This window comes from Rhodococcus sp. AQ5-07 (assembly GCF_009707305.1).
Classification (GTDB): Bacteria; Actinomycetota; Actinomycetes; order Mycobacteriales; family Mycobacteriaceae; genus Rhodococcus_F; species Rhodococcus_F erythropolis.
Genome location: NZ_CP046099.1, coordinates 1348374 through 1372211 on the forward strand (window position 1 = coordinate 1348374; position 23838 = coordinate 1372211).

The 23838-nt window shown below is 63.5% G+C and carries 21 protein-coding genes; 10 read left to right on the forward strand and 11 right to left on the reverse strand.

Going from position 1 to position 23838, the window contains the following annotated elements; translation table 11 throughout:
* Nucleotides 1-90: 90 nt before the first annotated feature.
* On the reverse strand, nucleotides 91-939 hold the full coding sequence (locus GJB56_RS06395) for a LysR substrate-binding domain-containing protein (RefSeq protein ID WP_003942255.1): 849 nt from the start codon (nucleotides 937-939) through the stop codon (nucleotides 91-93).
* Between the two features lie 56 nt (nucleotides 940-995).
* Between GJB56_RS06395 and GJB56_RS06400 the strand changes: the two genes are divergently transcribed.
* Nucleotides 996-1403, forward strand: coding sequence for a DUF5997 family protein (locus GJB56_RS06400; RefSeq protein ID WP_019748228.1), 408 nt, complete (start codon nucleotides 996-998; stop codon nucleotides 1401-1403).
* 53 nt (nucleotides 1404-1456) lie between these two features.
* Here GJB56_RS06400 and GJB56_RS06405 read toward each other — a convergent pair whose 3' ends face one another.
* The 3 genes from GJB56_RS06405 to GJB56_RS06415 all read right to left on the reverse strand — a co-directional run bounded on the left by GJB56_RS06405 (nucleotide 1457) and on the right by GJB56_RS06415 (nucleotide 6166).
* Nucleotides 1457-3961: a DEAD/DEAH box helicase gene (locus tag GJB56_RS06405; protein WP_113683571.1), complete on the reverse strand. Its 2505-nt coding sequence runs from the start codon at nucleotides 3959-3961 to the stop codon at nucleotides 1457-1459.
* Nucleotides 3962-3987: 26 nt separating this feature from the next.
* Nucleotides 3988-5025: an alpha/beta fold hydrolase gene (locus GJB56_RS06410; protein WP_113683572.1), complete on the reverse strand. Its 1038-nt coding sequence runs from the start codon at nucleotides 5023-5025 to the stop codon at nucleotides 3988-3990.
* 181 nt (nucleotides 5026-5206) lie between these two features.
* Nucleotides 5207-6166, reverse strand: coding sequence for a proteasome assembly chaperone family protein (locus tag GJB56_RS06415; protein WP_003942198.1), 960 nt, complete (start codon nucleotides 6164-6166; stop codon nucleotides 5207-5209).
* 361 nt (nucleotides 6167-6527) lie between these two features.
* On the opposite strand from GJB56_RS06415, the gene GJB56_RS06420 reads away from it, so the two are divergent.
* Both GJB56_RS06420 and GJB56_RS06425 read left to right on the forward strand, forming a co-directional pair.
* Nucleotides 6528-7283, forward strand: a complete 756-nt coding sequence (locus tag GJB56_RS06420; RefSeq protein WP_029255254.1) for a sensor domain-containing protein — start codon at nucleotides 6528-6530, stop codon at nucleotides 7281-7283.
* Between the two features lie 155 nt (nucleotides 7284-7438).
* Entirely contained in the window at nucleotides 7439-8569 is a 1131-nt protein-coding gene (locus tag GJB56_RS06425; protein WP_113683573.1) for a DUF4192 domain-containing protein, read from the forward strand.
* Here the strand turns inward: GJB56_RS06425 and galE are convergent.
* Both galE and GJB56_RS06435 read right to left on the reverse strand, forming a co-directional pair.
* Nucleotides 8566-9555 carry a UDP-glucose 4-epimerase GalE gene (galE, locus tag GJB56_RS06430; RefSeq protein WP_113683574.1) on the reverse strand — a complete coding sequence of 330 codons (990 nt, stop codon included), beginning with the start codon at nucleotides 9553-9555 and terminating at the stop codon, nucleotides 8566-8568. The genes GJB56_RS06425 and galE overlap by 4 nt on opposite strands.
* 8 nt (nucleotides 9556-9563) lie before the next feature.
* Nucleotides 9564-10250: a metal-dependent transcriptional regulator gene (locus GJB56_RS06435; protein ID WP_003942150.1), complete on the reverse strand. Its 687-nt coding sequence runs from the start codon at nucleotides 10248-10250 to the stop codon at nucleotides 9564-9566.
* A 176-nt stretch (nucleotides 10251-10426) separates the two neighbouring features.
* Between GJB56_RS06435 and GJB56_RS06440 the strand changes: the two genes are divergently transcribed.
* The gene (locus GJB56_RS06440) at nucleotides 10427-11698 is read left to right on the forward strand and encodes an acetoin utilization protein AcuC (RefSeq protein WP_019748234.1); all 1272 of its coding nucleotides are present in this window, start codon (nucleotides 10427-10429) and stop codon (nucleotides 11696-11698) included.
* On the forward strand, nucleotides 11691-14396 hold the full coding sequence (locus tag GJB56_RS06445; protein WP_020969494.1) for a bifunctional acetate--CoA ligase family protein/GNAT family N-acetyltransferase: 2706 nt from the start codon (nucleotides 11691-11693) through the stop codon (nucleotides 14394-14396). The genes GJB56_RS06440 and GJB56_RS06445 overlap by 8 nt, the downstream gene beginning before the upstream one ends.
* A 160-nt stretch (nucleotides 14397-14556) precedes the next feature.
* Here the strand turns inward: GJB56_RS06445 and GJB56_RS06450 are convergent, their stop codons facing one another.
* The 3 genes from GJB56_RS06450 to GJB56_RS06460 all read right to left on the reverse strand — a co-directional run bounded on the left by GJB56_RS06450 (nucleotide 14557) and on the right by GJB56_RS06460 (nucleotide 17573).
* Nucleotides 14557-15528, reverse strand: coding sequence for a sigma-70 family RNA polymerase sigma factor (locus tag GJB56_RS06450; protein WP_003942639.1), 972 nt, complete (start codon nucleotides 15526-15528; stop codon nucleotides 14557-14559).
* 159 nt (nucleotides 15529-15687) lie between these two features.
* Nucleotides 15688-17187 (reverse strand): DUF7782 domain-containing protein, encoded by a 1500-nt coding sequence (locus GJB56_RS06455; RefSeq protein ID WP_019748236.1) that lies wholly within the window; start codon nucleotides 17185-17187, stop codon nucleotides 15688-15690.
* 26 nt (nucleotides 17188-17213) lie between these two features.
* On the reverse strand, nucleotides 17214-17573 hold the full coding sequence (locus GJB56_RS06460; protein WP_019748237.1) for a DUF3099 domain-containing protein: 360 nt from the start codon (nucleotides 17571-17573) through the stop codon (nucleotides 17214-17216).
* 83 nt (nucleotides 17574-17656) lie between these two features.
* Between GJB56_RS06460 and GJB56_RS06465 the strand changes: the two genes are divergently transcribed.
* A complete protein-coding gene (locus GJB56_RS06465; RefSeq protein ID WP_003942602.1) occupies nucleotides 17657-17893 on the forward strand; it encodes a DUF3039 domain-containing protein in 237 nt (78 codons plus the stop codon).
* Here the strand turns inward: GJB56_RS06465 and GJB56_RS06470 are convergent.
* On the reverse strand, nucleotides 17866-19113 hold the full coding sequence (locus GJB56_RS06470) for a YihY/virulence factor BrkB family protein (protein ID WP_021344113.1): 1248 nt from the start codon (nucleotides 19111-19113) through the stop codon (nucleotides 17866-17868). The genes GJB56_RS06465 and GJB56_RS06470 overlap by 28 nt on opposite strands.
* A gap of 256 nt (nucleotides 19114-19369) precedes the next feature.
* On the opposite strand from GJB56_RS06470, the gene GJB56_RS06475 reads away from it, so the two are divergent.
* On the forward strand, nucleotides 19370-21148 hold the full coding sequence (locus GJB56_RS06475; RefSeq protein WP_020907558.1) for a DEAD/DEAH box helicase: 1779 nt from the start codon (nucleotides 19370-19372) through the stop codon (nucleotides 21146-21148).
* 133 nt (nucleotides 21149-21281) lie between these two features.
* On the opposite strand, the gene GJB56_RS06480 is transcribed toward GJB56_RS06475, so the two are convergent.
* A complete protein-coding gene (locus GJB56_RS06480; RefSeq protein WP_003942643.1) occupies nucleotides 21282-21473 on the reverse strand; it encodes a DUF7455 domain-containing protein in 192 nt (63 codons plus the stop codon).
* 234 nt (nucleotides 21474-21707) lie between these two features.
* On the opposite strand from GJB56_RS06480, the gene GJB56_RS06485 reads away from it, so the two are divergent.
* The 3 genes from GJB56_RS06485 (at nucleotide 21708) to GJB56_RS06495 (ending at nucleotide 23834) form a co-directional block, all read left to right on the forward strand.
* On the forward strand, nucleotides 21708-22085 hold the full coding sequence (locus tag GJB56_RS06485; RefSeq protein WP_019748242.1) for a DUF952 domain-containing protein: 378 nt from the start codon (nucleotides 21708-21710) through the stop codon (nucleotides 22083-22085).
* Nucleotides 22086-22171: 86 nt separating this feature from the next.
* Entirely contained in the window at nucleotides 22172-22654 is a 483-nt protein-coding gene (locus GJB56_RS06490) for a cation:proton antiporter regulatory subunit (RefSeq protein ID WP_021344116.1), read from the forward strand.
* Between the two features lie 7 nt (nucleotides 22655-22661).
* Entirely contained in the window at nucleotides 22662-23834 is a 1173-nt protein-coding gene (locus GJB56_RS06495; RefSeq protein WP_003943778.1) for a cation:proton antiporter, read from the forward strand.
* Nucleotides 23835-23838 lie beyond the last annotated feature (4 nt).

The following is a 23838-nucleotide window of genomic DNA, read 5'->3' on the forward strand; positions in this document are numbered from 1 at the left end:
TCACAGTGAATCGAGGATAGAGCATGCCAGATGACCCGACCTCGAGGGGCGCGTCATCGTCCTCGCGGTCGAGGGGGTTGTGTGAAAGCCCTAGCGGCCCTTCTGCTTTCCGGAGAACCGGCCACCCGAACTCTTGGTCCCACCGGACTTGCCGCTGCCTGATTTGCCGCCCGCCTTGGCCTTACCGGAACCGGCGTTGCGTCCGGATATGTTCTTTGCGGTGCCGGCGCCCTTAGCTTTCTGCCCGTTCTTGGCAGCTTCTGCGCGACGCTCGCGGGCCGCGATCTTGGCCTTGACGGAGCCCTTGATCTTCTCCGCCGGCTCACCGTTTCGGCCGCGGGAACTCTGCGCCGTTCGGCCCCGCACGATGCCGATAAGTTCCTCGACCAGATCTGTGGTCTTGGACTCCATCCATGCCAAAGCCACAGGAGCCTCGGGCGCACCGTCCACCGGACGGAAGGTCAGGTCCTTGCGATGGTGGAACCGCGCCAGCGAATGGGGAACCACGACAACTCCGACGCCGGCGGCCACCAACTCGATGGCGTCGGCGATGGTCGCGGGTCGCTCGGCGGCGGTCTTTCCGGGACGGGTCGGCCAGTCGAGTCTGTCGTCGAGAGGATCGAGCACTATCTCGTCGGCCAGATCGTCGACGGAAATCTGATCGACAGTAGTGAACACGTGATCTTTCGGTACCACCACCACCGGGGTTTCCGCATACAGCGAGATGGCGCTGATGCCGGTCCGGTCGATCGGCAGGCGAACCAAACCTGCATCTGCTTCACCTGCGCGAAGTGCAGCTTCGAGTTCGAGTACCGGGAACTGAACAAGTTCCAGACGCACCTCGGGGAGCCGCTCGTGCCACACCCGGACCCACTTGGTGGGCGTCACCCCCGGGGCGTACGCGAGTCGAAAAATTGCCTGACTATCCGCGTCTGTCACCAGGCAAGGCTACCGCCTTGGTAAAAGCACCCGTATCGGCTGGTTACTCTTGTTGCATGACGTCGAACAAAACTCCCCAGACGATGAAGCCGACGACGGCTGCCAAGAAGCTGGGTGTGTACCTGGAAGCAACACCTGCGCAGTTCCAGGAAGGCGACGTGACTCGTGACGAGCTGACCGCTCTGCAGACCGATCCGCCGGAGTGGCTGCTGGAGCTGCGACGCACCGGACCGCACCCTCGCCCGGTCATCGCCGCCAAGCTGGGCGTATCGATCGCCGGCCTGGCCCGCGGCGGCGTCGAAGAAGCACTCACCACGGATCAGATCGCCGCACTCCTCGAAGAGAAGCCTGATTGGCTCGAAAAGGAACGCGCTGTTCAGGCCGACGTGCGGGCCGAAAACGTTCGCATCAAGGAAAAGCGCGCTGCGCGTCGTAACCAGCCGCGGAAGGCTCGAAGGGGCTGACGCCCCCTGTGCGCCTTTCCGGTAGCGATGACTACCAGAAAGGCGCACAGGCGCTAGCCTTCTACGACGCTCAGTTCGTCGAACACGATTTCACCCGCGGCATCCGATTCCGGGATGTCGACGACGGCAAGCAGCGCCCATCCGTGATCGCCCTCCGGATCCTCGAGCACCTGCCGCACCCGCCAGAACTCTCCGTCCTCAGTGACCTGGAAGAGCGCCGGACCGCGCGCCGACGGCCCGGTTCCGATGGTTGCGTACTCCTCGAAGTACGGCAGTAGTTGCTCTTCCCACTCGGCGGCCTCGATACCGTCCTCGAGGTTTTCCAGCTCGTTCCACTGTCGACGCGACGCGAGATCGATGCGTCGGAACATCGCATTGCGCACCATGACGCGGAATGCGCGCGGGTTCGCCGAGATGGGACGGGGAATGTCGGCGCCGAACGCAACCTCTTCCGTGTCTGCCTCGGCTCCGGGGTCGGTGAGTGACTCCCACTCGTCGAGCAGGCTCGAGTCGACCTGACGGATCAGCTCGCCCAACCACTCGATGATGTCTTCGAGTTCCTCGGTGCGCGCTTCGGTCGGGACGGTTTGCCTCAGCGCGCGGTAGGCGTCGGCGAGGTAGCGCAGGACGAGGCCCTCGGACCGGGTAAGTCCGTAATGGCTGATCAATTCGGCAAACGTCATGGCGCGTTCGATCATGTCGCGCACCACGGACTTGGGGGAGAGGGCGAACTCGGTGATCCACGGGTGGCCACCCCGGTACATTTCGAAAGCCGGGAACAGCAAGTCCGACAACGGTTTCGGCCAGGTGACCTCTTCGAGAAGCTCCATGCGCTCCTCGTACTCGATGCCGTCCGCCTTCATCTGCGCCACCGCTTCGCCGCGTGCGAAGTGCTGCTGCGCCATCAGAACCTGACGCGGATCGTCGAGCGTCGACTCGATGATCGAGACGACATCGAGTGCGTAACTGTCGGATTCGACGTCGAGAAGTTCGAATGCCGCCAAGGCGAACGGTGAGAGTGGCTGGTTCAAGGCGAAGTCGCGTTGCAGGTCCATCGTCAACCGAGCCATGCGGCCGTACTCGTCGGGTTCGTCGAGGCGTTCCACGATGCCGGCGCTGAGCAATCCGCGATACAGCGAGATCGCTTTGAGGATGTGCTTGCGTCGCGCCGGACGCGATTCGTGGTTGTCCTCCAACAGATGCCGCATCGCGTCGAAGCAGTTGCCCGGGCGGGCAATGACATTGAGCAGCATCGAGTTGCTGACCGAGAATCGCGACACCAACGGTTCGGGCGATGCCGCGACCAAGCGGTCGAACGTCGCTTCGCTCCAGGACACAAACCCCTCGGGAGCCTTCTTGCGTTGAATCTTCTTGATCTTCTTCGGATCGTCGCCGGCCTTGGCGACTGCCCGCAGATTCTCCACTTCGTGTTCCGGTGCCTGGACGACAACGGTGCCCATCGTGTCGTAGCCTGCACGACCCGCGCGGCCGGCGATCTGATGGAACTCGCGGGCCTTCAGATGCCGTGTGCGGACGCCGTCGTACTTGGCGAGACCGGTCAGCAGCACTGTGCGGATCGGGACGTTGATTCCGACGCCCAGAGTGTCGGTACCGCAAATCACCTTGAGAAGCCCGTCCTGCGCGAGAACTTCGATGAGCCGTCGGTACTTGGGCAACATGCCCGCATGGTGAACGCCGATGCCGTGCCGGACCAGGCGCGAGAGTGTCTTTCCGAACCCCGTGGTGAAGCGGAAACCGCCCAGCGCTTCGGCGATCGCTTCCTTCTCGGCCTTGGAACAGAAGTTGACGCTCGTCAGTGCCTGGGCGCGCTCGAGCGCGGCCGCCTGCGTGAAATGCACGATGTAGACGGGGGACTGGTTGGTGGTCACCAGATCTTCGATGGTTTCGCCGACCGGCGTGGTCGCGTACGAGAACATCAAAGGCACAGGGCGTTCCGTGCCGGAGACGACGGTGGTGGGCTTCCCGGTGCGACGCGTCAGATCCTCGGAGAAGAAGTCGACCTCACCGAGAGTTGCCGACATCAAGAGGAACTGCGCGTGCGGCAACTCTATGAGCGGAACCTGCCACGCCCAACCTCGATCGGGTTCGGAGTAGAAATGGAACTCGTCCATCACGACTTGGCCGATATCGGAGTTCGGGCCCTCTCGCAGTGCGAGATTCGCGACGATCTCTGCCGTCGCACAAATGATCGGCGCCGACGAGTTCACGGCGGCGTCGCCGGTCATCATGCCGACGTTCTCGGCTCCGAAGACTTCACACAGCGCAAAGAACTTCTCGCTCACCAAGGCCTTGATCGGCGCTGTGTAATAGGTGCGCTTGCCGAGCGACATCGCATAGAAATGCGCGCCGATCGCTACCATCGATTTGCCGGACCCGGTCGGCGTCGCAAGGATCACGTTTGCACCCGAGACCAACTCCATGACGGCCTCTTCCTGGGCAGGATAGAGCGTCAAACCTCGTTCGAGGGTCCACGAAGAGAAGGCGTCGAAAACGGAATCAGGATCCGCGTTGTCGGGGAGAAGTTCCGTCAGCAGCACTCGTACAGGCTAGCCGCAACCGCGGATCAGGTTGCGCTTCGCTCGTCCGAGCCCATGGCGTCGAGCACTGCCATGCGGGTGGACGACGTTCCGGTGATGGTGTTCTCGCCGACGCCGGAGATCAGCATGTGACGCCAGCGGGCCTCGTCGAAGACGAGTGGTGCGGTGCTGGAAAGAAAATCTTCGACGATCTGCAGGAAACGCATCGGATCGTCGCGGAACGGGAAGTGGCCCGAGCCGGGGAAGATTTCGAGACGTGAGTTCGGCATCGCCGCATGCGCGAGGTGAGCGTGGGAGACGGGAATGACGGAGTCGTCGTCGCCCCAGATCAGTTGAACCGGCAGATTCTCGGTCAGATAACAGCGGTCGAGCATCGTGACGACCTGCCCGCGCCAGTCCACGACTGCCCGCAGCGTACGAAGGTAAGCCTCGTAGGCAGTGGGGTCGGGGAGATCAGCGAGCACTCGAATCAGGTCTGGCGTGTCGTGCAGCATGGTGCCGGGGCGCAGATTCGAACCGTGGACGACACCGGCAAGGTTTCCGGCCATCCGGACGAGCGGCATCGCGCCAGGTATCCGGAGCAGTTTGACGACCTCGTTGACCACCGGAACGGACATGAGCCGCAGCAGCGGGTGGACGTCCTTGGTGACGCCACCGGCCGAGACCAGCACGAGGCGATCCACCATGTGTGGGAATTGGTAGGAGAACTGCATCGCGACGCCGCCGCCGAGCGAATGCCCGATGACGGTGACGTGCTCGATACCGAGTGTCGACAGGAGATCACGCATGCCGTTGGCGTACGCGGCTACCGAGTAATCTGCGCGCGGCTTGTCGGAGCGGCCGTGACCCAACAGGTCAGGTGCGATGACCGTGTACTTCTTGGCGAGGTGGGGAATGATCTCGGTCCACGTCGACGAGTTGTCGCCGATTCCGTGCAGGAGCAGTACTGCCGGACCCTCGCCGGCTATCCGAAATGCGCGTCGGTAGCCGTGAATCGTCCGGAACATCATCCGCGGTTCCTCGTCGGGGACCGGTCGGAGCTGACGGTTCCGTGGTCTGCTCATGTCGCCTCCTGGCTCGGCGTGTGACCACGTTGACTGTCTGCTCCAGTTGTTGAGCCGTCAACGAAAATCACACAGAGTTTGAGGCTATCCGACGGATGTGTCCTGAACAACAGCCCAGGTAACGGAGGGGTTGCGGAATGCGCACAATGTCGAATTATGCGCCCCGCCCGTCACATTTTCGTCAGTTGTCGCCTCGATCGAGGTCTCCAGCTGAGCCGAAGTCGTCATTTCCTGCCTGTTCGGCCAGGAACTTTTCGAACTCTGCGCCGATCTCGTCACCGCTGGGAAGGTCGGCCTCGCCGGCCAGAAGGGACGACTGTTGTTCCTGAGCGGCGACAAAAGTGTCGTATTGACGCTCCAAAGCGTGGACTACAGTCTGAACTTCTTCGTTCCCGGCTATGTGCTCGTTAACCTGTTCCCGAACGCGCGCCGCGGCCTCACCCAGTGCAACCAAGGGCAATTCCAGATCCGAAACCTCGGAAACGTTTTCGAGCAAAGTCTCTGCGGCGCCCGGGTAGTCCGTTTGCGCGAGGTAGTGGGGGACATGCACCGAAAAGCCCATCGCCTCGTGCCCGTGCTGAGACATACGAAGCTCGAGGAGTGACGATGCGCTGCCGGGAACCTGCAGTTCACCTGACCAACGCTGATGGTCCTGGATCAGGTCCTTGTTGGTCGAATGTGCTGTCACACCCAGCGGTCGGGTGTGCGGGATTGCCATCGGAATCGCGTTGAGCCCGATGGTTCGACGCACTCCCAGCTGTTCGGACAACAGACGAACGGCTGTGGTGAACCGCTCCCACTTGAGGTCCGGTTCCATCCCTGCGAGCAGCAGGAACGGCGTGCCGGCCGTATCGCGCAGTGCGTACAGATTGAGCGCCGGAGCGTCGTAATCGGAGAAATGATCGGCCTTGAACGTCATCGTTGGTCGACGTGAGCGGTAGTCGATCAGCTCGTCGACAGCAAACGACGCGACAAGCTCGGTTTCCAGGCTTTCCCGCAGATGCGTCGTCGCCAACTTCACGGCGTGACCGGCGTCGGAGTAACCCTCGAGTCCGTGAATCAGGATCGGTCCCTGGCCGTCGGCAGCCGCCAACTGGGGCGCCGGAAATTCCAGCTCGTACATCCTCGACTGTTCGTCCATCGCAGTCCCCTTCGCTCTTCGGTCTTGATCTCAAGTGTCCACTATCGGCGCACGCTCGACAGCATCGGAGTCAGGTGCCCGACAGCACTGGATCAGACGTTCATCGGTAAGAACACCGAGTCGGTGACCGATCATTCCCGATCCGACGAGACGGACGTTCGCCGAGAGCGAAGCCGAGCGGTATCTTTCGACACTTGGCCTGGGCGTTCGCTAGATGTCGGGTGCGCGGCTTCGGACATGGCAGAGTGGAAGACAAGGTCGGCACGGCCGATTTGTCCGAAATGCATTGGTCGATTGTCGGGATCGGTCGAGGTCGAGTGCGGAGGCTTACATGCGGGTGTGTCCACGATCGTCCAGGCGAGTGGCCGCATGCTCCCTTGCTGCGGTGGCCGCCGTTGCACTACTCGCGGGCTGCTCCGGGTCGGTCCAAGGTGCACCCGTTCCGGACTCCGCGCCGGCGACTGCCGGTGCGACCGACAGCGGCTCGGCGGCGCCGAGTACGACGACTGCACCCAAATCCTCGACGCCGAAATCCACCTCTCCGAAAACGGCGGCACCGTTGTCCGAACTGCTGCTGACTCCCGAGGAATTTCCCGAGCCCTTCGGCGCTGTTGTGCTGCCCCCGCAGGCCGTTCCGATGGCAGCGCCGGATCTAGTCGGCGTCCCACGCGGTGCCACCGTCGATCCATCCGAATGTGAGCCACCGGAACAGGATTACGGTCCGAACGGGACCGTGATGGCGGTCGGGACCGACAATGCGACGAGGGCAACGATTTCGGTCGAACTCACGAAGGTCGATGCACCACTGGACGAGTTGGAAGCGCAAACGCGCCAGTGCCCGTCCATGACGGTCACTGCGAACGGCGTCACCACTACAGTGACGACGGAAATTCTTCCGCCGTCGCCGATCGATGCCGACAAGACGATGTCACTTCGCCGCACCGTCGTGTCCCCCAAAGCCGCAGCCGGCGATCAGACGATGCTGACATTGATCGCGCAGGTCGGCGACGTACGGGTAGCAACAACACTGATGACGTTCGGTTCTGCGACGCCCTCGACGGCACCTCTGGATCAAGCGTTCACCGCAGCCGTACAGAAGGTCAAAGCAGGCAAGTGATTTCGCAGCACACGGGTCCGACACAGAGCGGACCTTTTCGGTGCGGCGCGATAGTTCGTCCCCAAATGACTCGATAATCCACAGACGAATTCGACGTCGCTGTTTTCCCTGGTCGAGCGGATGGCGGCATCGGGGCGATCGGCGAGGGTCTGTGCATGACCACATCACCTCTTCCCGGAGAATTCGAATTCTCCGACGACGACCTGGCCCTTTTCGGACGCGTTGAACGTGTTTCCGATCCAGGCGAATTGATCGCGGCAATACCCGCCCTCCTGGGATTCCATCCGTCCAACTCCGTCGTTGCGCTGTCTCTGATGGGCGCCTCCGCCTCGACGCTCGGCCCGGTAATGCGACACGACTACTTTCCCAGCGTCAAGGGAAAGCCTGCGAGGCAGATGAGCGCGGCGCTGCGCCAGTTCGCCGCCGTGTGTGACGGGGAAGGAGCGCGTGCGGTCGTTCTCGTGGTGATCACCGATTGCTCGACAGCTGAAACTCTCATTGACGAAACGATCGAGCTGGCCGAGGTATTCGAAGACATGCTCGGCGGAACCTGCGTCGATCTGGCTGACGTATTGTGCACGGCCGCAATAGAATCCGGCCAGCCGTGGACGAGCGTCACGCGTTCGATTCACCGCGGCACCCTGCCAGACCCGGCATCTTCGTCGGTCGCGGCGGCGCAAGTGTTGGGCGGGAGGGTCATTCGCCGTTCGCGCGAGGAACTGGTCCGGTGGGTACACGGTGCCGCTCGCAATCACGACGCGATTGCCCGACTGATCGCGAGCCGCCGAGAATCGAGTGAGTGCAGCGGAGGATCAGGCCGTGATGCAGCAGTTCAGCGCCGGGTCGATCTGGTGTTGGAACATGTCCGCCGTGTGGAGGCGGGCACTTACTACCCTGACCCGCAGGAATGCGCCGATCTGGTGGTCGCTTTGACGGACGTTCACGTGCGCGACGTGGTGTTGGGTCTGGCGATCACGTCGGTTGCCGCACATGCCGAACACTTGTGGCTCGTACTTACCCATGAAGTACCGTCTCCCGAACGAGCTTGGCCGGCAACACTTCTCGGGTTCTTTGCATACGTGCGCGGCGACGGGCCCCTGGCAGGTGTTGCGCTGTCGGCCGCTCTGTCGGCCGATTCGGAACATACCTTGGCCGGATTGCTGGATTTATCGCTCCAATCCGGTGTGCACCCCGATGGGATCCGTGACCTTGCGGCCGTCGGATTGTCCATCGGCGAATCGCTCGGAATTGCCGGCTTGCCGCCGGCGCTGCCGAGTGGAAGCTAGCGAGCAGCGTGTGAGCGGTCGCCCAGATCCTGGAAGAACTGCCATGCATCGGCGACTATGACGTCGAGATCGGTACGCGTGGGCGTCCAACCCAACTCGGCAATCGCCTTGTCGCTCGATGCGATCAGTACGGCCGGATCACCCAGCCGTCGTGACGCGTCTTCGACGTTGATCGGCAGGCCGGTGACCCGCGCACAGGCAGCGATCACCTCGCGCACGCTGAAGCCGGCACCACTTCCGAGGTTGTAGATGCGGTGCTCGCCGGGAACCGAGGATTCGAGCGCCAGCAGATGCGCTTCGGCGAGGTCAAGCACGTGTATGTAGTCGCGTACCGCGGTGCCGTCCGGCGTGGGCCAGTCGGTTCCGAATACCGAGATCTTGTCTCGCTGCTCGAGTGCGACCTGAAGGACGAGCGGAATCAGGTGCGTTTCGATCACCCGGTTCTCGCCGGCGGACTTGTACGCACCCGCGACGTTGAAGTAGCGCAAGCTGGTAGCGCCGAGGCCGTGGGCGATCGAGTACGAGGTGATCGCATGATCGATCGCGAGCTTGGTCGCGCCGTACGGATTCGTAGGGCGGGTCGGAGCGGTTTCCACGATGGGGGACTGCTCCGGCTCGCCGTACGTTGCGGCGGTGGAAGAGAACACGAGCCGGGGAGTGCCGGAGACACGAATCGCCTCGAGCAATTCGATGGTCGTGACGACGTTTCCGCGCCAGTACTTTTCGGGGTGCAGCACGGATTCGCCGACCAGCGACTGCGCAGCGAAGTGAAGTACGCCGTCGAAAACCGGTGAACCCGCATTGCCGAGGATGTCGGCGGCCAGCGCCCCCACATCCCCTTCGATGAACTCGGCACCGGCAGGCACCGCGTCGGCATTTCCGGTGGAGAGGTCGTCGATGACGACAACTTCGTGTCCACGCTCGAGCAACACAGTGCTGCACACACTGCCGACGTAACCGGCGCCGCCGGTGACCAGGAGTTTCATCTAGTTCCTCAGACCTGCTTGACCTGAACGGCGTGAGCCATTTCCTCGGACAGGTCGAACCCGCTGTGACCCGGCACGATGATGGTCACCGAGCCCGGACGGGTTTCGACCGTCACCCTGGCGTCGGGAACGACGCCGGCGTCACGCAGCTGCGCGATCACCTCGGGATCGGACTGCACGTGCTCGGCGAGTCGCCGAACGACCACAGCTGTCTGTGCGCCGTGCGGAATATCGGTCAGGCGCACCAACGTTTCGGTGGTGGCAACCGGGCCGTCGAGTCCCAACTGGTCCAAGCCCGGAATCGGGTTGCCGTATGGCGACGTCGTGGGGTTGTTCAGAACGACGACGAGCCGACGCTCGACCTCCTCGCTCATCACGTGCTCCCAACGGCATGCCTCGGCATGTACGTCTTCCCATTTGAGACCGATGACGTCCACCAGTAGGCGCTCTGCCAACCGGTGCTTACGCATGACAGAGATCGCGAGATCGCGACCCTTGTCGGTGAGTTCCAGATGTCGATCGCCGGCGACCATCAGCAAGCCGTCGCGCTCCATACGCGCAACTGTCTGGCTGACGGTGGGTCCGCTCTGTTCGAGCCGTTCGGCGATCCGCGCCCGGAGTGGGACTACGCCCTCTTCTTCCAAGTCGTAGATCGTCCGGAGATACATCTCCGTGGTGTCGACTAGATCCTTCACACTCAACCCCTTCGTCAGTTGATCATTCTACCGTTCAGTTCGTGGTTCCGGTGCCGCCTCCACTGCGGCGAGTCCAGCGCGTGTCCGAATTGGATTCGTGTCACTCGATCTCGGTCTCCGAAGCGGGCCACGAGTGTGGTGTGCGGCACGAAACGAGAAGGAAGTAGCGTGATCCCATGACCGCGTCGATCAGATCTGACGGGGACCCCGCGGCGTCTCGAGCGAATCGAGTCGTGGTGTGGAGTCCGGAGTACCTGAGCTATCGGTGGAGCGCCGATCACCCGATGAATCCCACTCGCCTCGATCTCACGATGGCACTCTCGCGAAGCCTCGGACTTCTCGAGGGCATCGAATTTCTCGAACCGAGCGCCGCGTCCGATGCCGACCTCCTCAGAATCCACACACCGGCATATCTTGCAGCGGTCAAAGACGCGGGTAACTCTGCGAACAACGGTGTGAGCGGCCAGGATGTTCCCCACGGGCTCGGTACCGAGGACAACCCGGTCTTCCCGCACATGCACGAGGCAAGTGCGATCCTCGCCGGCGGCTCGCTGGCCGCAGCGCAGGAAATCGCTTCGGGACGTACGCGACGCGCGGTCAGCATCGGCGGCGGCATGCACCACGCGATGGCGGATTGGGCTTCGGGATTCTGCGTCTACAACGATGCGGCTGTGGCGATTTCGTGGCTGCTCGACAACGGCTACGACCGCATCGCCTACATCGACGTCGACGCTCATCACGGCGACGGTGTGCAACATGCGTTCCTCGGGGACCCTCGGGTGCTCACCGTCTCGCTGCATCAGCATCCGGCGACGTTGTGGCCCAACACCGGATGGTCGAGCGAGGTCGGTGACGGCGCGGCCGAAGGTACAGCGGTGAACATCCCGGTGCTTCCCGGAACCGTCGACGCGTTGTGGCTGCGCGCATTTCACGCCGTCGTTCCGGGAGCCATCGCAGCCTTCCGCCCGCAGATCATCATCAGTCAGTGCGGAGTCGACTCGCACCGCGAGGACCCGCTCGCGGACCTCGCTCTGACCGTCGACGGCCAGCGAGCAGCGTTCCTGGCAATGCGCGATCTTGCCGACCGCTACTCCGAGGGCCGGTGGCTGGCAGTCGGCGGCGGCGGATACGGACTGGTTCGCGTCGTGCCGAGGGCATGGACTCACCTGATCGCTGCCGCGCTCGATCGCGAGGTCGACGTCGACACAGCTGTGCCTGACGAGTGGAAGGAATCGACGAAGCTGCGAGCGCCGAGCGTCGACCTCCCGCCGACCATGGGCGACGGCGGAGATGTCGCATACACCCCGTGGGACGGCCCGGGTGGTACACCGGAGACAGGTGTCGCGTCGGTGGACCGTGCACTCACCCGAATCGACTCGGCGATCATCGCCACACGCCGTGCTTCGTTCCCGCTACTCGGACTCGACCCGGAGGATCCCCGTGACTGAACAGTCCGATACCGATGCCGGTGGCGCGAGCGACCAGGCGCCGAAGACCGACCCGGCTCACACCTATCCCCATTCGTGGGTAGTCGACGTTCTCGCCTCCGACGGCGGCGCGGTGGCGTTGCGACCCATCGTTCCCGAGGACGCGGACAAGCTCGTCGAATTCCACGGCAAACTCTCCGAGCGCACTCGGTACCTGCGCTACTTCGGCCCGTACCCCACGATGTCGGCGCGCGACGTGAAGAATTTCACGACGGTCGACCACCACAACCGCGTCGCCTTCGTGATGATGCTCGGCGACGAGATCATCGCGGTGGGTCGCTACGAGCGACTCCTCGACGTCGGTGACGGAAAGTCTGCCGAGGTCGCCTTCGTCGTCGCCGACGCACACCAGGGGCGCGGCCTCGGCCCGATCCTGCTCGAATACCTGGCAGCAGCAGCGGCCGAGAACGGCCTGACGATGTTCGTCGCCGAGGTCCTGTCCGAGAACCGCAACATGGTGACGGTGTTCCGTGAGGCGGGGTATCAGGTGAGCCGCTCGTTCGACGGTGGCGTGCTGCGCCTCGAATTCGCGATCGACCCGACGGAAGCGCTTGTTTCAGTACGTAATTCGCGTGAGCGGGCAGCTGAGGCCCGCAGCATGGGAAACGTGCTGAGTCCACGATCGGTGGCAGTGATCGGCGCATCAGCGGACCCCGCCAAGGTGGGTAACGCGGTGTTGACCAACCTGCTGCGCGGCGGATTCACCGGACCGGTCTACCCCGTCAACGCGGAGCATCGTTCGGTTCACGGGGTGCGGGCGTACCCAACTGTTCGCGACATTCCTGACGACGTCGATCTCGCCGTCGTGGCTGTACCTGCAGAATCGATCAATTCGGTACTCGACGACTGCCTCGACAAGGGCGTCAAAGCGCTGGTGGTGGTCTCGTCGGGCTTCAGCGAGAGCGGTCCGGACGGACGCTCGTCCGAACGCAAACTGGTCCATGCAGCACGCGCTCACGGAATGCGCCTCATCGGTCCGAATGCACTGGGAGTGGCGAACAACGACCCCGCGATCTCGTTGAATGCGACTCTCGCGCCGGTCTTGCCGGTGGCAGGCAACGTGGGCTTCTTCTGTCAGTCCGGCGCGCTCGGTATCGCCATTCTCGACGAAGCTGCGCGCAGCCGAATCGGGTTGTCCGCCTTCGTTTCTGCCGGCAACCGTGCGGACGTCTCGGGCAACGACCTTCTGCAGTACTGGGATTCCGACCAGTCCACCGAAGTGGTCCTTCTCTACCTCGAAAGCTTCGGCAACCCACGAAAGTTCTCCCGGATCGCCCGCCGAGTTGCGCGGAAGAAGCCGATCGTCGCGGTCAAGAGCGGTCGGCACGCGGTTCCGCCGGTTCTCGCCGCCACCGGAGTCGAGATCGACGATTCCATCGTCCGCGCCCTCTTCGAACAGGCGGGCGTCATCCAGGTCGGCTCCATTTCACAATTGTTCGACTGTGCCTTGCTCTTCGGATACCAGCCGTTGCCGGCCGGTCCACGGCTTGCTGTCATCGGCAACTCGACCGCGCTCGGTGTCCTTGCCGCGGACGCCGCCCGCAGTGAAGGTTTGCAGGTCAGCGACCCGGTCGACCTTGGCGCCCAGGCGAGTCCGGAACTGTTCGCCGCTGCCGTGCGCGACGCGTTGGCGTCGTTCGACGTCGATGCCGTCATCGCCGTCTTCGTTCCTCCGGTTGCCATTCCGGTCGAGCCGTTCGCGAAAGCACTCAAAGACGCCGTCGCCGGCTCGGACAAGCCGATTCTCACGACGTTCCTCGCAGCCGAGGGTGTGCCGGACGTCCTGGCGGTCCGCGACGAAGTCGGAAACCCGACCCGCGGTTCGGTGCCGTCCTACCCGGGGCCGGAGCGCGCCGCACTGGCGTTGGCGAGGGCCTGGCGTTACGCGGAGTGGCGCAGCAAGCCTGCGTCGAAGGTTGTTCGCCCCGCGGGAATCGACTCCGAACGAGCCCAGAAGATGGTGGCCGCCTGGCTTGAAAACTCGCCTGGCCGTTGGCTTTCGGACGTCGAAGCAGCAGCTCTTCTCGAGTGCTACGGGGTTGCAGTCGTCGAATTCCGTTCGGTCCTGAGCGAAGACGAAGCTGTAGAGGCAGCGGATGCTGTCGGCTACCCGGTCGCGGTCAAGGCAACCGGCGAAATGTGGCGCCACCGACCGGATCTGGGCGGCGTCAGGCTGGATCTGAGTGGACCTGAATCGGTGCGCCTCGCTTACCGAGATCTCGCGGCCGCGTCGGGTGAACCGCTGCTGCACGTGCAGAAAATGGCAACCAAGGGCATCGGGTGTGTGGTTGGTGTCCAAGACGACCCGTCGTTCGGTTCGCTGATCTCATTCGGTCTCGCCGGTGTGATCTCAGATCTCCTCGGGGACCGTGCCTATCGCGTACTGCCGCTCACGGAAGACGCTGCTACGGAGTTGATCGACGCACCCAAGGCAGCGCCGCTGCTCTCCGGATATCGAAATGCCGTTCCGGTCAACAAGGGTGCCTTGGTCGATCTGGTCCAGCGGATCTCGGCGCTGGCCGACGACATTCCGGAAGTCCGCGAACTGGCCTGTGAGCCGGTACTTGCTTCGGCTACCGGCGCGGAGATCACCGATTCGCGAGTACGCATCGGGCCCGAGCCGAGCGCAATCGACCTGGGCCCCAGGCGTCTGCGGTAGATACAGCGTCTGCGGTAGGCGCTGCGGTTGCGGTAGACACAGCGAACAACACCGGCCACCGCACATTCCCGAGGGGGAGGGAATAAGCGGTGGCCGGTGCTTTGTGCGGTGCGTCAGCGCGAGTGGTGTGGCGCGCTGACGCACGTGCTGTGTTGTTTGATCAGCTCGCGTAGGAACGCAGTTTCTCGGCGCGATCGCCGACGCGGAGCTTGCCCATGACCTCACGCTCGATCTGACGAACCCGCTCACGCGAGAGGCCGAAGAGCTTGCCGATCTGATCGAGGGTGCGAGGCTGGCCGTCGTCGAGACCGTAGCGAAGTCGGATGACCTGCTGCTCGCGCTCGTCGAGCGTCCCGAGCACGCTGCGCACATCGCTGTGCAGCAGACCGGCGATGACGGCGTTCTCCGCCGAAGTTGCCTCGGAATCTTCGATGAAGTCGCCCAAAGGTGCTTCTTCGTCGTTACCGACGGGCATGTCCAGGCTTACCGGGTCGCGACTGTGGTCGAGCAGGTCCGCGATCTTGTGCGCCGGGATGCCCGACTCTTCGGCCAACTCGTCGTCCGTCGCTTCGCGCCCGAGCTGCTGGTGCAGTTCACGCTTGATGCGGGCGAGCTTGTTGACCTGCTCCACAAGGTGGACTGGGAGCCGGATGGTGCGGCTCTGATCAGCCATTCCGCGGGTGATCGCCTGACGGATCCACCAGGTGGCGTACGTCGAGAACTTGAAGCCCTTGGCGTAGTCGAACTTCTCCATGGCACGGATGAGTCCGAGGTTGCCTTCTTGAATGAGATCGAGGAGCGGCATTCCGCGGCCGGTGTAGCGCTTGGCCAGCGACACGACGAGTCGCAGGTTCGCTTCCAGGAGGTGGCTACGCGCCGACTGTCCCTCGCGAACGATCGTTGCGAGATCCCTCTTCTTGGCGACTGTCAGGCGCTTTCCCGTGGCAAGGACGTGGCTGGCGTACAGCCCCGCTTCGATTCGCTTCGCCAGTTCGACCTCGTCTGCTGCTGTCAGCAGTGCAGTACGACCGATCCCGTTCAGGTAGACGCGGACCAGGTCTGCGGCCGGGCTCTGGGCGTCCAGATCTGCGGCGCTCGGACGAATGCGAGTAGTGGTACTGGGGCTTGTCATGACTTGCCTCCCTATCGGCGGTCTCTCACACAGTTCAACGTGTGAGAGTTCCGGGAAAGTTCCCGCGCCGATTTCCGCTAAAACGCCGTGACCTGCAGTTATTTCCCAGTCGTCCTGAGAAGTTGCTGAGAACACAAAAATCTGCAACTCACCGGGAACTCAGTTCGTGACGGGAAGCACCAACCCGTGCCGGACAAGCGAGACCAGCAATGTGACGACGGCCTCACGTAGCTGGTCCGGGTCTTCGCCGTTCGCCGCGGCAAGAAGTTCGACCAGTTCGTCGACCACCAGTCCGTCCGCTCGGAGCCCGGCCAGCAGCGCAGCACCGAGCTCGTCGATCTCGTGCTGCCAGTGCGGTCCGTTGCCGCGGTGCACACGCGTGACCACTTGCTGCCATCCCTCGTCGCCGGGGAGGTAGACGCGTTCGAGAGCCGTGTCCGGATCGAGGACGAATCGCTCCTCGAGGACGTCGTGTTCACGCAACCAGGCAAGACGGTCGAAGTAAGCGAGCGCCTCGGCCCCGAGCGGGTCCGAGAAGCCGTGCATGAGGTCCTCGGCCATCAGGTCGGTGGGGGAGTCGGTGCGGCGAAGGAACACGAAACCGAAGCCGACGCCCTCGACATCGGCTTCTTCGAGGTGATCCAGCCAGGCGTTTGCTCTCGATGCCGATTCCGGATCTCGCGGATCCTGCCCGCCGTCCTTGAGCCACGTGCCGACGTACAGAGCTGGGTCCGCCACGTCGCGCTGCACCACCCAGGCGTCGACGCCGTGCGCCGGCAGCCACGACGCGATCCGCGAACGCCAGTCCTGTCCTTCGATGTGCACCCATGAGGCCAACAGTGCTGCCGTGCCGCCGGGGTTCAGATAGTCGATCGAGCGCGAGATCATCAATTCGCTCGCACCGTCGAGATCGAGGCCGGAATCGCGGTACGTGTGATGGACGCGTGCCTCGCCGACGACAAACGGGGGATTGGCGACCACCTGGTCGAAGGTTCGACCCTCGACGGGTTCGAACCAGGAGCCTTGAAGCAGTTCGACGTCCAGTCCGTTGAGCGCCATGGTTGCGGCCGTGAGGTCGACGGCGCGTTGGTTGATGTCGGTTGCGGTGACCGAATCGGCGTACGTGTTTGCGTGCAGGGCTTGGATGCCGCATCCCGTACCGAGGTCGAGCACGCTGCCGACCTTCGCGGTGGGCGTGGCCTGCAGCAAGGACAGTGACGCATGTCCGACGCCCAGCACGTGATCGGCCGTGGCCTTCTTGGGACGGATTCCGCCGTCGAGATCCGAGATCACCCAACGGTCGCCGTCGCCGACGTCGATGGGGCGAAGATCGACCGCGGCCCGCACGAGCGGATTCTCACTGTCGAAGTTTTCACCTTCGAGCAGGCCGGCGTCGACGCACTGCGCAATTGTCAGCGGAGTCAACGCCGCGGCGACGTCGCCTGCTGGGCAATCATCGGCGAGAAGGAACAGTCTGATGAGAACGCCCAGGTCCCCGAGTTCTCGGGTGGCGCGGCGCACGGGTACCGGCTCACTTCGGCCGAGAGCGGCGTGAACTTCGGGACCCAATGCCTCGAGCATGGTTCCCGTGTCGAATCGATTGCGAAGCAGGGCCTCACGCAGCGCAGGGGTGATGGACAGGAGCGTTTCGCTTCTCACCCCGTCATTCTCGCAGGCGGAACTTGTCAGCCTTCGATGGTGTGGTGCGTCGCGGATTCGATCTCGCCTGCGGTCTTCTTTCGTCCGTCGTATCGGCTCGGTTCGTCCTTGGTGCGCGGTGGTCGGTCGTTGGCGATCAGGACGGCGATCCAGGGAAGCGGAATGGATGCACCGATGATGAGCATCGAGATCCAGGCGTTGGCCCAGATGCCGTACGCGATCGCCGCGAGGATCAACGCCGGGAACCGGAAGGACATGATGATCATGTACTTGCGCACTCGGGCTTTGTGCTGTTCTTCGACGGACTTTTGCGCTTCGGTGATCAGTACGGGATTATCGGGAGTCCCGGCCTCGTCGGACCTGCCGAACGCGCCATTTCGTGCCATGACTCCACTGTTCCACTCTCGGCCGACAATTGCACACGACCCGTGGGTCGCACCGCTGTGACGGAGACGGCATTATTGGAGGGGTGAGCACTCAAACCAAGGAACGTCCCGACGTCTCCACCGACGAAACGACCGACGACGACACCCCGAAGTTCTTCCACTACGTGAAGAAGAACAAGATCGCCGAGAGCGCCGTCATGGGAACCCATGTCGTCGCGCTGTGCGGCGAGGTGTTTCCCGTGACGAAGTCCGCCAAGCCGGGATCACCGGTGTGCCCGGACTGCAAGAAGATTTACGAAGGGCTCCGCAAGGGCGACTGACCTCGGGTCACGCGCGCGGGAGTACTTCCGGAGCTCGGCGGATCGACAGCCTCGACGCAGTCGGCCGCCGGGCTCTTCGCGTCTGCCTGCGGTTCATCGCAGGGATCTTGGTCGACGCACGAGTTCTGGCGCGACTCTGTTTGTCTGCTGCGGGGCCGCCCGTACGAGGGGACCGTGGCCGGATCCGCTTTGTCGCCCGAGATGCGGATCGGGCTGGTGGCCAGGTGCCAGGTCAGGTTGGTGACCGGACCGGTCTCGTCGTCGGTGTTCTGAGCCGCAAGCCACTCTCGCATCTGCTCCATCCGAGTGGCACGAGCCGGCCAGAACTCCTGAACCGTCGCGTTGAACTCGGCGCCGAGGACGACGGCAAAACCGAGGAAGAACGTGAAGAGCAGAAATGCGATCGGCGTTGCCAGTGCGCCGTACGTGTAGCCGGTGCTGGTGACAAATCCCAGGTACCAGCGCAATCCGGTACTGGCGGCCATGAAGAACACACCGGCGACCAGCGCGCCCGCGAGCAGCCGATGCCACGGCAGCGACTTCGGTAGAGCGACTTTGTAGAGCGTCGTGAGGCCGATGATCACCAGCAGACCGACAGCGGGGTAGTAGAACGTGTCGACCAGATTCGAGCCGACCACGTACCAGGAGGCCGGCAGTGCTCGCCCGACGAGCGTCGGCCCGAGAGCTACCAGCGGCAGGATGAACACCGCCATCACCAGGAACATCACGTAGAGCAGCAGGGCGAAGATGCGCTGCCAGATGGGATTGCGCGCATCCTGCTGACCGTGTGCTTCCACGATCGAGTCGACGAACGTACTGATCGCCGACGATCCCGCCCACAGGGAGAGCAGGAAGCCCACCGAGATGATCTCCGGTCGTCCGCGCTGAAGGACGTCCGTCACCGTCGGGCGGATGATCTGGTCGACGACGCTTTCGCTGAAGATCGTTCCGCTGAACGTGACGATCTTGGATTCGATGATCTCGACGGTGTTGGGTCCGAACCACCCACCGATGTAGCCGATCATTCCGAGAAGGCCCAGCAGCAGGGGAGCCAGTGACAGCGTTTGCCAGAACGCGGCCGTAGCCGCCTTTCCGAAGATGGAATCGTCCCAGGCCTTGCTCAGTGTGCGACCGATCAACTGCCCGGTGCGGCGTAGCGGATGCCATCTGCGGTGGTGCAGATCACTTCCGCTCGACTTCTCGCCTCGCGCTTCACTCATGATGTCTCCAGCATCCCTGACGACACACCCGGTTGCCCAACCATGGCGCCGACGTGTCGCACATTTCTGAGACAATTCGCGTGCAGGTCGGCAGGATGCGAGAGCAGCGAAACCTCGCCGGCCGGAGTGAGAACGGCCATGAGTACGCGCTTCGAGTGCGGCTTTCGTCGGTGGCGGCGGCTAGGCTCGTCGCCGGACATTGATGAAAATTCGAGGAGCGCGAGACAACAGTGCGATTCCAGTGGAGGCGCGGCCTATGACGTCTGAGACCGTGGCAGCCGAGTTCGGCAATTCGCCCGAACCCGCCGGAGCTCAATCCGCGGGAACCCAACCTGGCGCCCCTACCGGTTCCCTTCGTGCATGGCAGCGCCGTGCACTGACCAAGTACCTTTCCAGCAGTCCGCGTGACTTCCTGGCGGTCGCAACGCCGGGAGCAGGTAAGACCACCTTCGCTCTGCGGGTAGCTTCGGAATTGCTCCGTGACCGGACGGTCGACCAGATAACCGTCGTGGCGCCGACCGAGCACCTCAAGCACCAGTGGGCGGAGTCCGCTCAGCGATCCGGCCTGGCATTGGACTCGCGGTTCTCCAACTCGACCGGCCAGACCTCGAGTGACTATCACGGCGTCGTGCTGACCTACGCCCAGGTTGCCTCGCACCCGTCGAAGCACCGTGTGCGCACCGAGGGCCGCAAGACGCTGGTCATCCTCGACGAGATCCACCACGGCGGCGACGCCAAGAGCTGGGGCGACGCCATTCGTGAGGCGTTCGGCGACGCGACCAGGCGTCTCGCACTGACCGGAACTCCGTTCCGCAGTGACGACAGTGCCATTCCTTTTGTCGAGTACGAGCCGGACAAGGAAGGTCTGCTCCGCTCGAAAGCCGATCACTCCTACGGATATTCGGATGCCCTCAAGGACGGCGTGGTTCGCCCCGTCGTGTTTCTCGCCTACTCGGGCGAGGCACGGTGGCGAAACAACGCCGGCGAGGAATTCACCGCTCGGCTCGGCGAGCCGCTGAGCGCCGAGCAGACGACTCGGGCATGGCGTACGGCCTTGGACCCTGCCGGCGACTGGATTCCTGCCGTGCTGCAAGCAGCAGACACCCGTTTGGCGCAGCTGCGCAGTACGGGTATGCCCGATGCCGGTGGACTTGTCATCGCGACGGACCAGACGGTGGCCCGCGAGTACGCGAAGGCGTTGACAGCGATCACCGGCGAACAGCCGGCCGTCGTGCTGTCCGACGACCCCACCGCGTCCAAGCGAATCGCCGAATTCGGTGCGAGCGACCAGAAATGGATGGTCGCGGTGCGCATGGTGTCCGAGGGCGTCGACGTTCCCCGTCTGGCGGTCGGTGTGTACGCGACCAGCGCGTCGACCCCGCTGTACTTCGCTCAGGCGATCGGGCGCTTCGTGCGTTCGCGTCGTAAGGGCGAAACTGCCAGCGTCTTCCTGCCGTCGGTGCCGGTGCTTCTCGACCTTGCTGCACAGCTCGAGGCTCAGCGTGACCACGTACTCGGCAAGCCGCATCGTGAGAAGGACGGCCTCGAAGACGACCTGCTCGCCGATGCGAACAAGCAGAAGGACGAGCTGGGCGAGGAGGAGAAGGCGTTCACGTCCCTGGGCGCCGATGCCGAACTCGACCAGGTGATCTACGACGGATCGTCCTTCGGTACCGCGACATTCGCCGGAAGTGACGAGGAAGCCGACTACCTCGGTCTGCCAGGCCTACTCGACGCCGATCAGATGCGGGCATTGCTGCGTCAACGCCAGCAGACACAGGTCGAGGCCAACTCGGCCAAGGCCGCCGCACCGCAACCCACGGCGGCAGTGGTATCCGATCGAGCGGCCACGGCAGATCAGCTCGGAGCGCTCCGCAAGGAGCTGAACGGGTTGGTGGCGATGAACGTTCACCGCACCGGCAAACCACACGGCATCATTCACGCGGAACTTCGCCGAGTGTGCGGAGGCCCGCCGACGGCCATCGCGACTGTCGATCAGCTGACCGAGCGCATCGCGATCCTACGCAGCTGGTAGCAGCCGATACCGGTCCCGCACGCTTCGCGTGCTTGCGGCCCCGGAACGGCAGAACGGGCGATCACAGTGAATGTGATCGCCCGTTCTGGCGTTCATGGCGCGCCTCGTGAAGAGGCCACCCCCGGCTGACAGGTCAGATTGCGGGTTCGCTTTCGGAGACGACGGCATTCATCTCGCGAAGTCGATCCGCGTGTTCGGTTGCGTGGTGTCCGCAGAAGAGAAGCTCGCCGCCGGTGGGAAGCACGGCGCGTACGCGTGCTCCGGCACCGCACCGGTCGCACCGGTCGGCAGCGGTCAACTGTGGGCTGGTCAGTGTTCCGGGCATGACTCCTCCGTACTGGCTTTGCGGCATTCGGGCCGCGTGCCTGGGGCCTGGTCCGCCGCGTCGGAATGGCGCGGTAGATCCACTCTTACAGACGTTTGGGGTTTACGGGTTGTTCCCGAAGGCGTTTCTTAGTGTTGTGTCTCACTGGAAATGCGCTGGGCAGGCATTCTCGGGTGAAGATTGTTCGCTGACAGCTGATTCGAATCGCCGACCTCAGCCCGATATTCTGGGCGGATGAACCCGGGACGCGAACCACTTGTCGACGAGAGCGTCGAGTTGCTCCACATGTGCACGCGCGAGGAATGGGCGCGGGCACAACAGCACGGCGAACGTATCCCCGACGGATTCGAGGCGGAGGGATTTGTTCACATGTCGACTCCGGCGCAAGTTCATCTCCCGGCGAATCGGATCTTCGCCGGCCGCGAAGACATAGTCCTTCTCGCCATCGATCCGGCCCTGCTCGGTGGTCAGGTCAAGTACGAACCGGGTGTCCCTTCTGACCCGGAATCGATGCGATTCCCGCATCTGTACGCCCCGATTCCGGTCGCAGCCGTCACCGCTGTCGTCGAGTATCTTCCGGACGAGAACGGCGTGTTTTCGCCGGTTCGGTAGGGCGCCGGTTCGCTCGCCGCGAAGTGCTCCCGGCGGATTGTGGCCCTCACGCGATGCAGGTCGCCGATCGGCGCTACCGTTGGTATATGAACGTAGAAGTCACCCCACTACCGGGGATCGGGACGCGCAAGGATTTTGTTCTGTCTTCCGGTCGTCGCGTGGGTGTCGTCACCCATCGGGACGGTCATACCGACCTCATCGTGTCCAAGGCAGACGACCCTGACGCGTGTGCTGCCTCGCTGCCTCTGACCACAGAGGAAGCGGCAGCGCTCAGCAATCTCCTGGGTGCCCCACAGCTCGTTGCGCAGCTCGAAGAAGAGCACCGTGACCTTCCGGGCATTCGAACCAAACAGCTCTACATCAAGGACGGTTCGCGCTACGACGGGCAGACCCTCGGGGACACCGGCATGCGCACGCGTACCGGAGTCTCCATCGTCGCCGTCATGCGTGCCGGACAGGTCAGCCCGTCCCCGAACCCCGACTTCACCTTCACCGGGGGAGATCTTCTCGTAGCAGTCGGAACGCCGGACGGTTTGGCCGCAGCGGCAAAAATCTTGGCCAACGGCTGACTGGCGCGTGGACACAACCACCCTCGCACTGATCGAACTCGGCGCGGTCTTCTTCGCGCTCGGACTGCTCGGACGGCTCGCTGCTCGCGTGGGGATGTCGCCGATCCCGTTCTACCTGATCGGCGGCCTGTGCTTCGGACAGGGCGGTTTCATCCAACTCGGAGACATCGGCGAGTTCTCCCATCTGGCAAGTGAGATCGGGATCGTCCTGCTCTTGTTGCTGTTGGGGCTCGAATACACCGCGGCCGAGCTCGTGACCGGTCTCAAACGCTCACGCGTAGCGGGCATCGTCGACATCGTCCTCAACGCGACTCCCGGCGCGGTGGTCGGCTTGATTCTCGGCTGGGGCGTCGTGGGGGCGACGGTCATGGCCGGCGTCACCTACATCTCGTCTTCGGGAATCATCGCCAAGGTGCTCAGCGACCTGGGGCGCCTCGGTAACCGCGAAACACCGGTCGTGCTGTCGATTCTGGTGTTCGAAGACCTGGCGATGGCGCTGTATCTGCCGATTCTGACCGCGATGCTTGCGGGCGTCAGCTTCATGGGCGGGCTCGAAGCGGTCGGGATCTCGTTGTTGGTCATCACCGTGGTTCTTGTTGTGGCCCTGCGATACGGGCGGTACGTCTCCGCGCTCCTGGACAGTCCCGACAGCGAGACGCTCCTGCTCAAGCTGCTCGGTGCCGCACTGTTGGTTGCCGGCATCAGTTCGGCGATGCAGGTGTCGGCGGCTGTGGGCGCGTTCCTCCTCGGGATCGCGATCTCGGGGTCGACGGCGCACAATGCCAGTCGCGTGCTCGAGCCCCTTCGAGATCTGTTCGCTGCAATGTTCTTCGTGGTCTTCGGTCTCAACACCGATCCCAGTTCCATTCCGCCCGTCCTCGGGTGGGCTGCGATCCTGGCCGTCGTCACCGCGATCACGAAGCTGATCACCGGCGCCTGGGCGGCCAGACGTCAGGGTGTCGCGCGAATGGGTCAAGCGCGCGCCGGTGCCGCCCTGATCGCCCGCGGTGAGTTCTCCATCATCATCGCCGGGCTGGCGGTGTCCGCGGGTGCGGTCGACGCCGAACTGGCGGCATTGGCAACGGCTTACGTGCTCCTGATGGCGGTCATCGGTCCAGTGGCGGCAAGAGTTATCGAACCGGTTGCCTCGTTGTACATCAAGGTTCGTACGAAGTCCTGATTGC

Bases quoted from the DNA above. Each gene is read 5' to 3' on its own strand.
- GJB56_RS06400 (WP_019748228.1), top strand. From the start codon at position 996: ATGACGTCGAACAAAACTCCCCAGACGATGAAGCCGACGACGGCTGCC.
- GJB56_RS06410 (WP_113683572.1), bottom strand. From the start codon at position 5,025: ATGAGCAGACCACGGAACCGTCAGCTCCGACCGGTCCCCGACGAGGAA.
- GJB56_RS06415 (WP_003942198.1), bottom strand. From the start codon at position 6,166: ATGGACGAACAGTCGAGGATGTACGAGCTGGAATTTCCGGCGCCCCAG.
- GJB56_RS06425 (WP_113683573.1), top strand. From the start codon at position 7,439: ATGACCACATCACCTCTTCCCGGAGAATTCGAATTCTCCGACGACGAC.
- galE (WP_113683574.1), bottom strand. From the start codon at position 9,555: ATGAAACTCCTGGTCACCGGCGGCGCCGGTTACGTCGGCAGTGTGTGC.
- GJB56_RS06440 (WP_019748234.1), top strand. From the start codon at position 10,427: ATGACCGCGTCGATCAGATCTGACGGGGACCCCGCGGCGTCTCGAGCG.
- GJB56_RS06450 (WP_003942639.1), bottom strand. From the start codon at position 15,528: ATGACAAGCCCCAGTACCACTACTCGCATTCGTCCGAGCGCCGCAGAT.
- GJB56_RS06460 (WP_019748237.1), bottom strand. From the start codon at position 17,573: ATGGCACGAAATGGCGCGTTCGGCAGGTCCGACGAGGCCGGGACTCCC.
- GJB56_RS06470 (WP_021344113.1), bottom strand. From the start codon at position 19,113: ATGAGTGAAGCGCGAGGCGAGAAGTCGAGCGGAAGTGATCTGCACCAC.
- GJB56_RS06475 (WP_020907558.1), top strand. From the start codon at position 19,370: ATGACGTCTGAGACCGTGGCAGCCGAGTTCGGCAATTCGCCCGAACCC.
- GJB56_RS06480 (WP_003942643.1), bottom strand. From the start codon at position 21,473: ATGCCCGGAACACTGACCAGCCCACAGTTGACCGCTGCCGACCGGTGC.
- GJB56_RS06485 (WP_019748242.1), top strand. From the start codon at position 21,708: ATGAACCCGGGACGCGAACCACTTGTCGACGAGAGCGTCGAGTTGCTC.
- GJB56_RS06490 (WP_021344116.1), top strand. From the start codon at position 22,172: ATGAACGTAGAAGTCACCCCACTACCGGGGATCGGGACGCGCAAGGAT.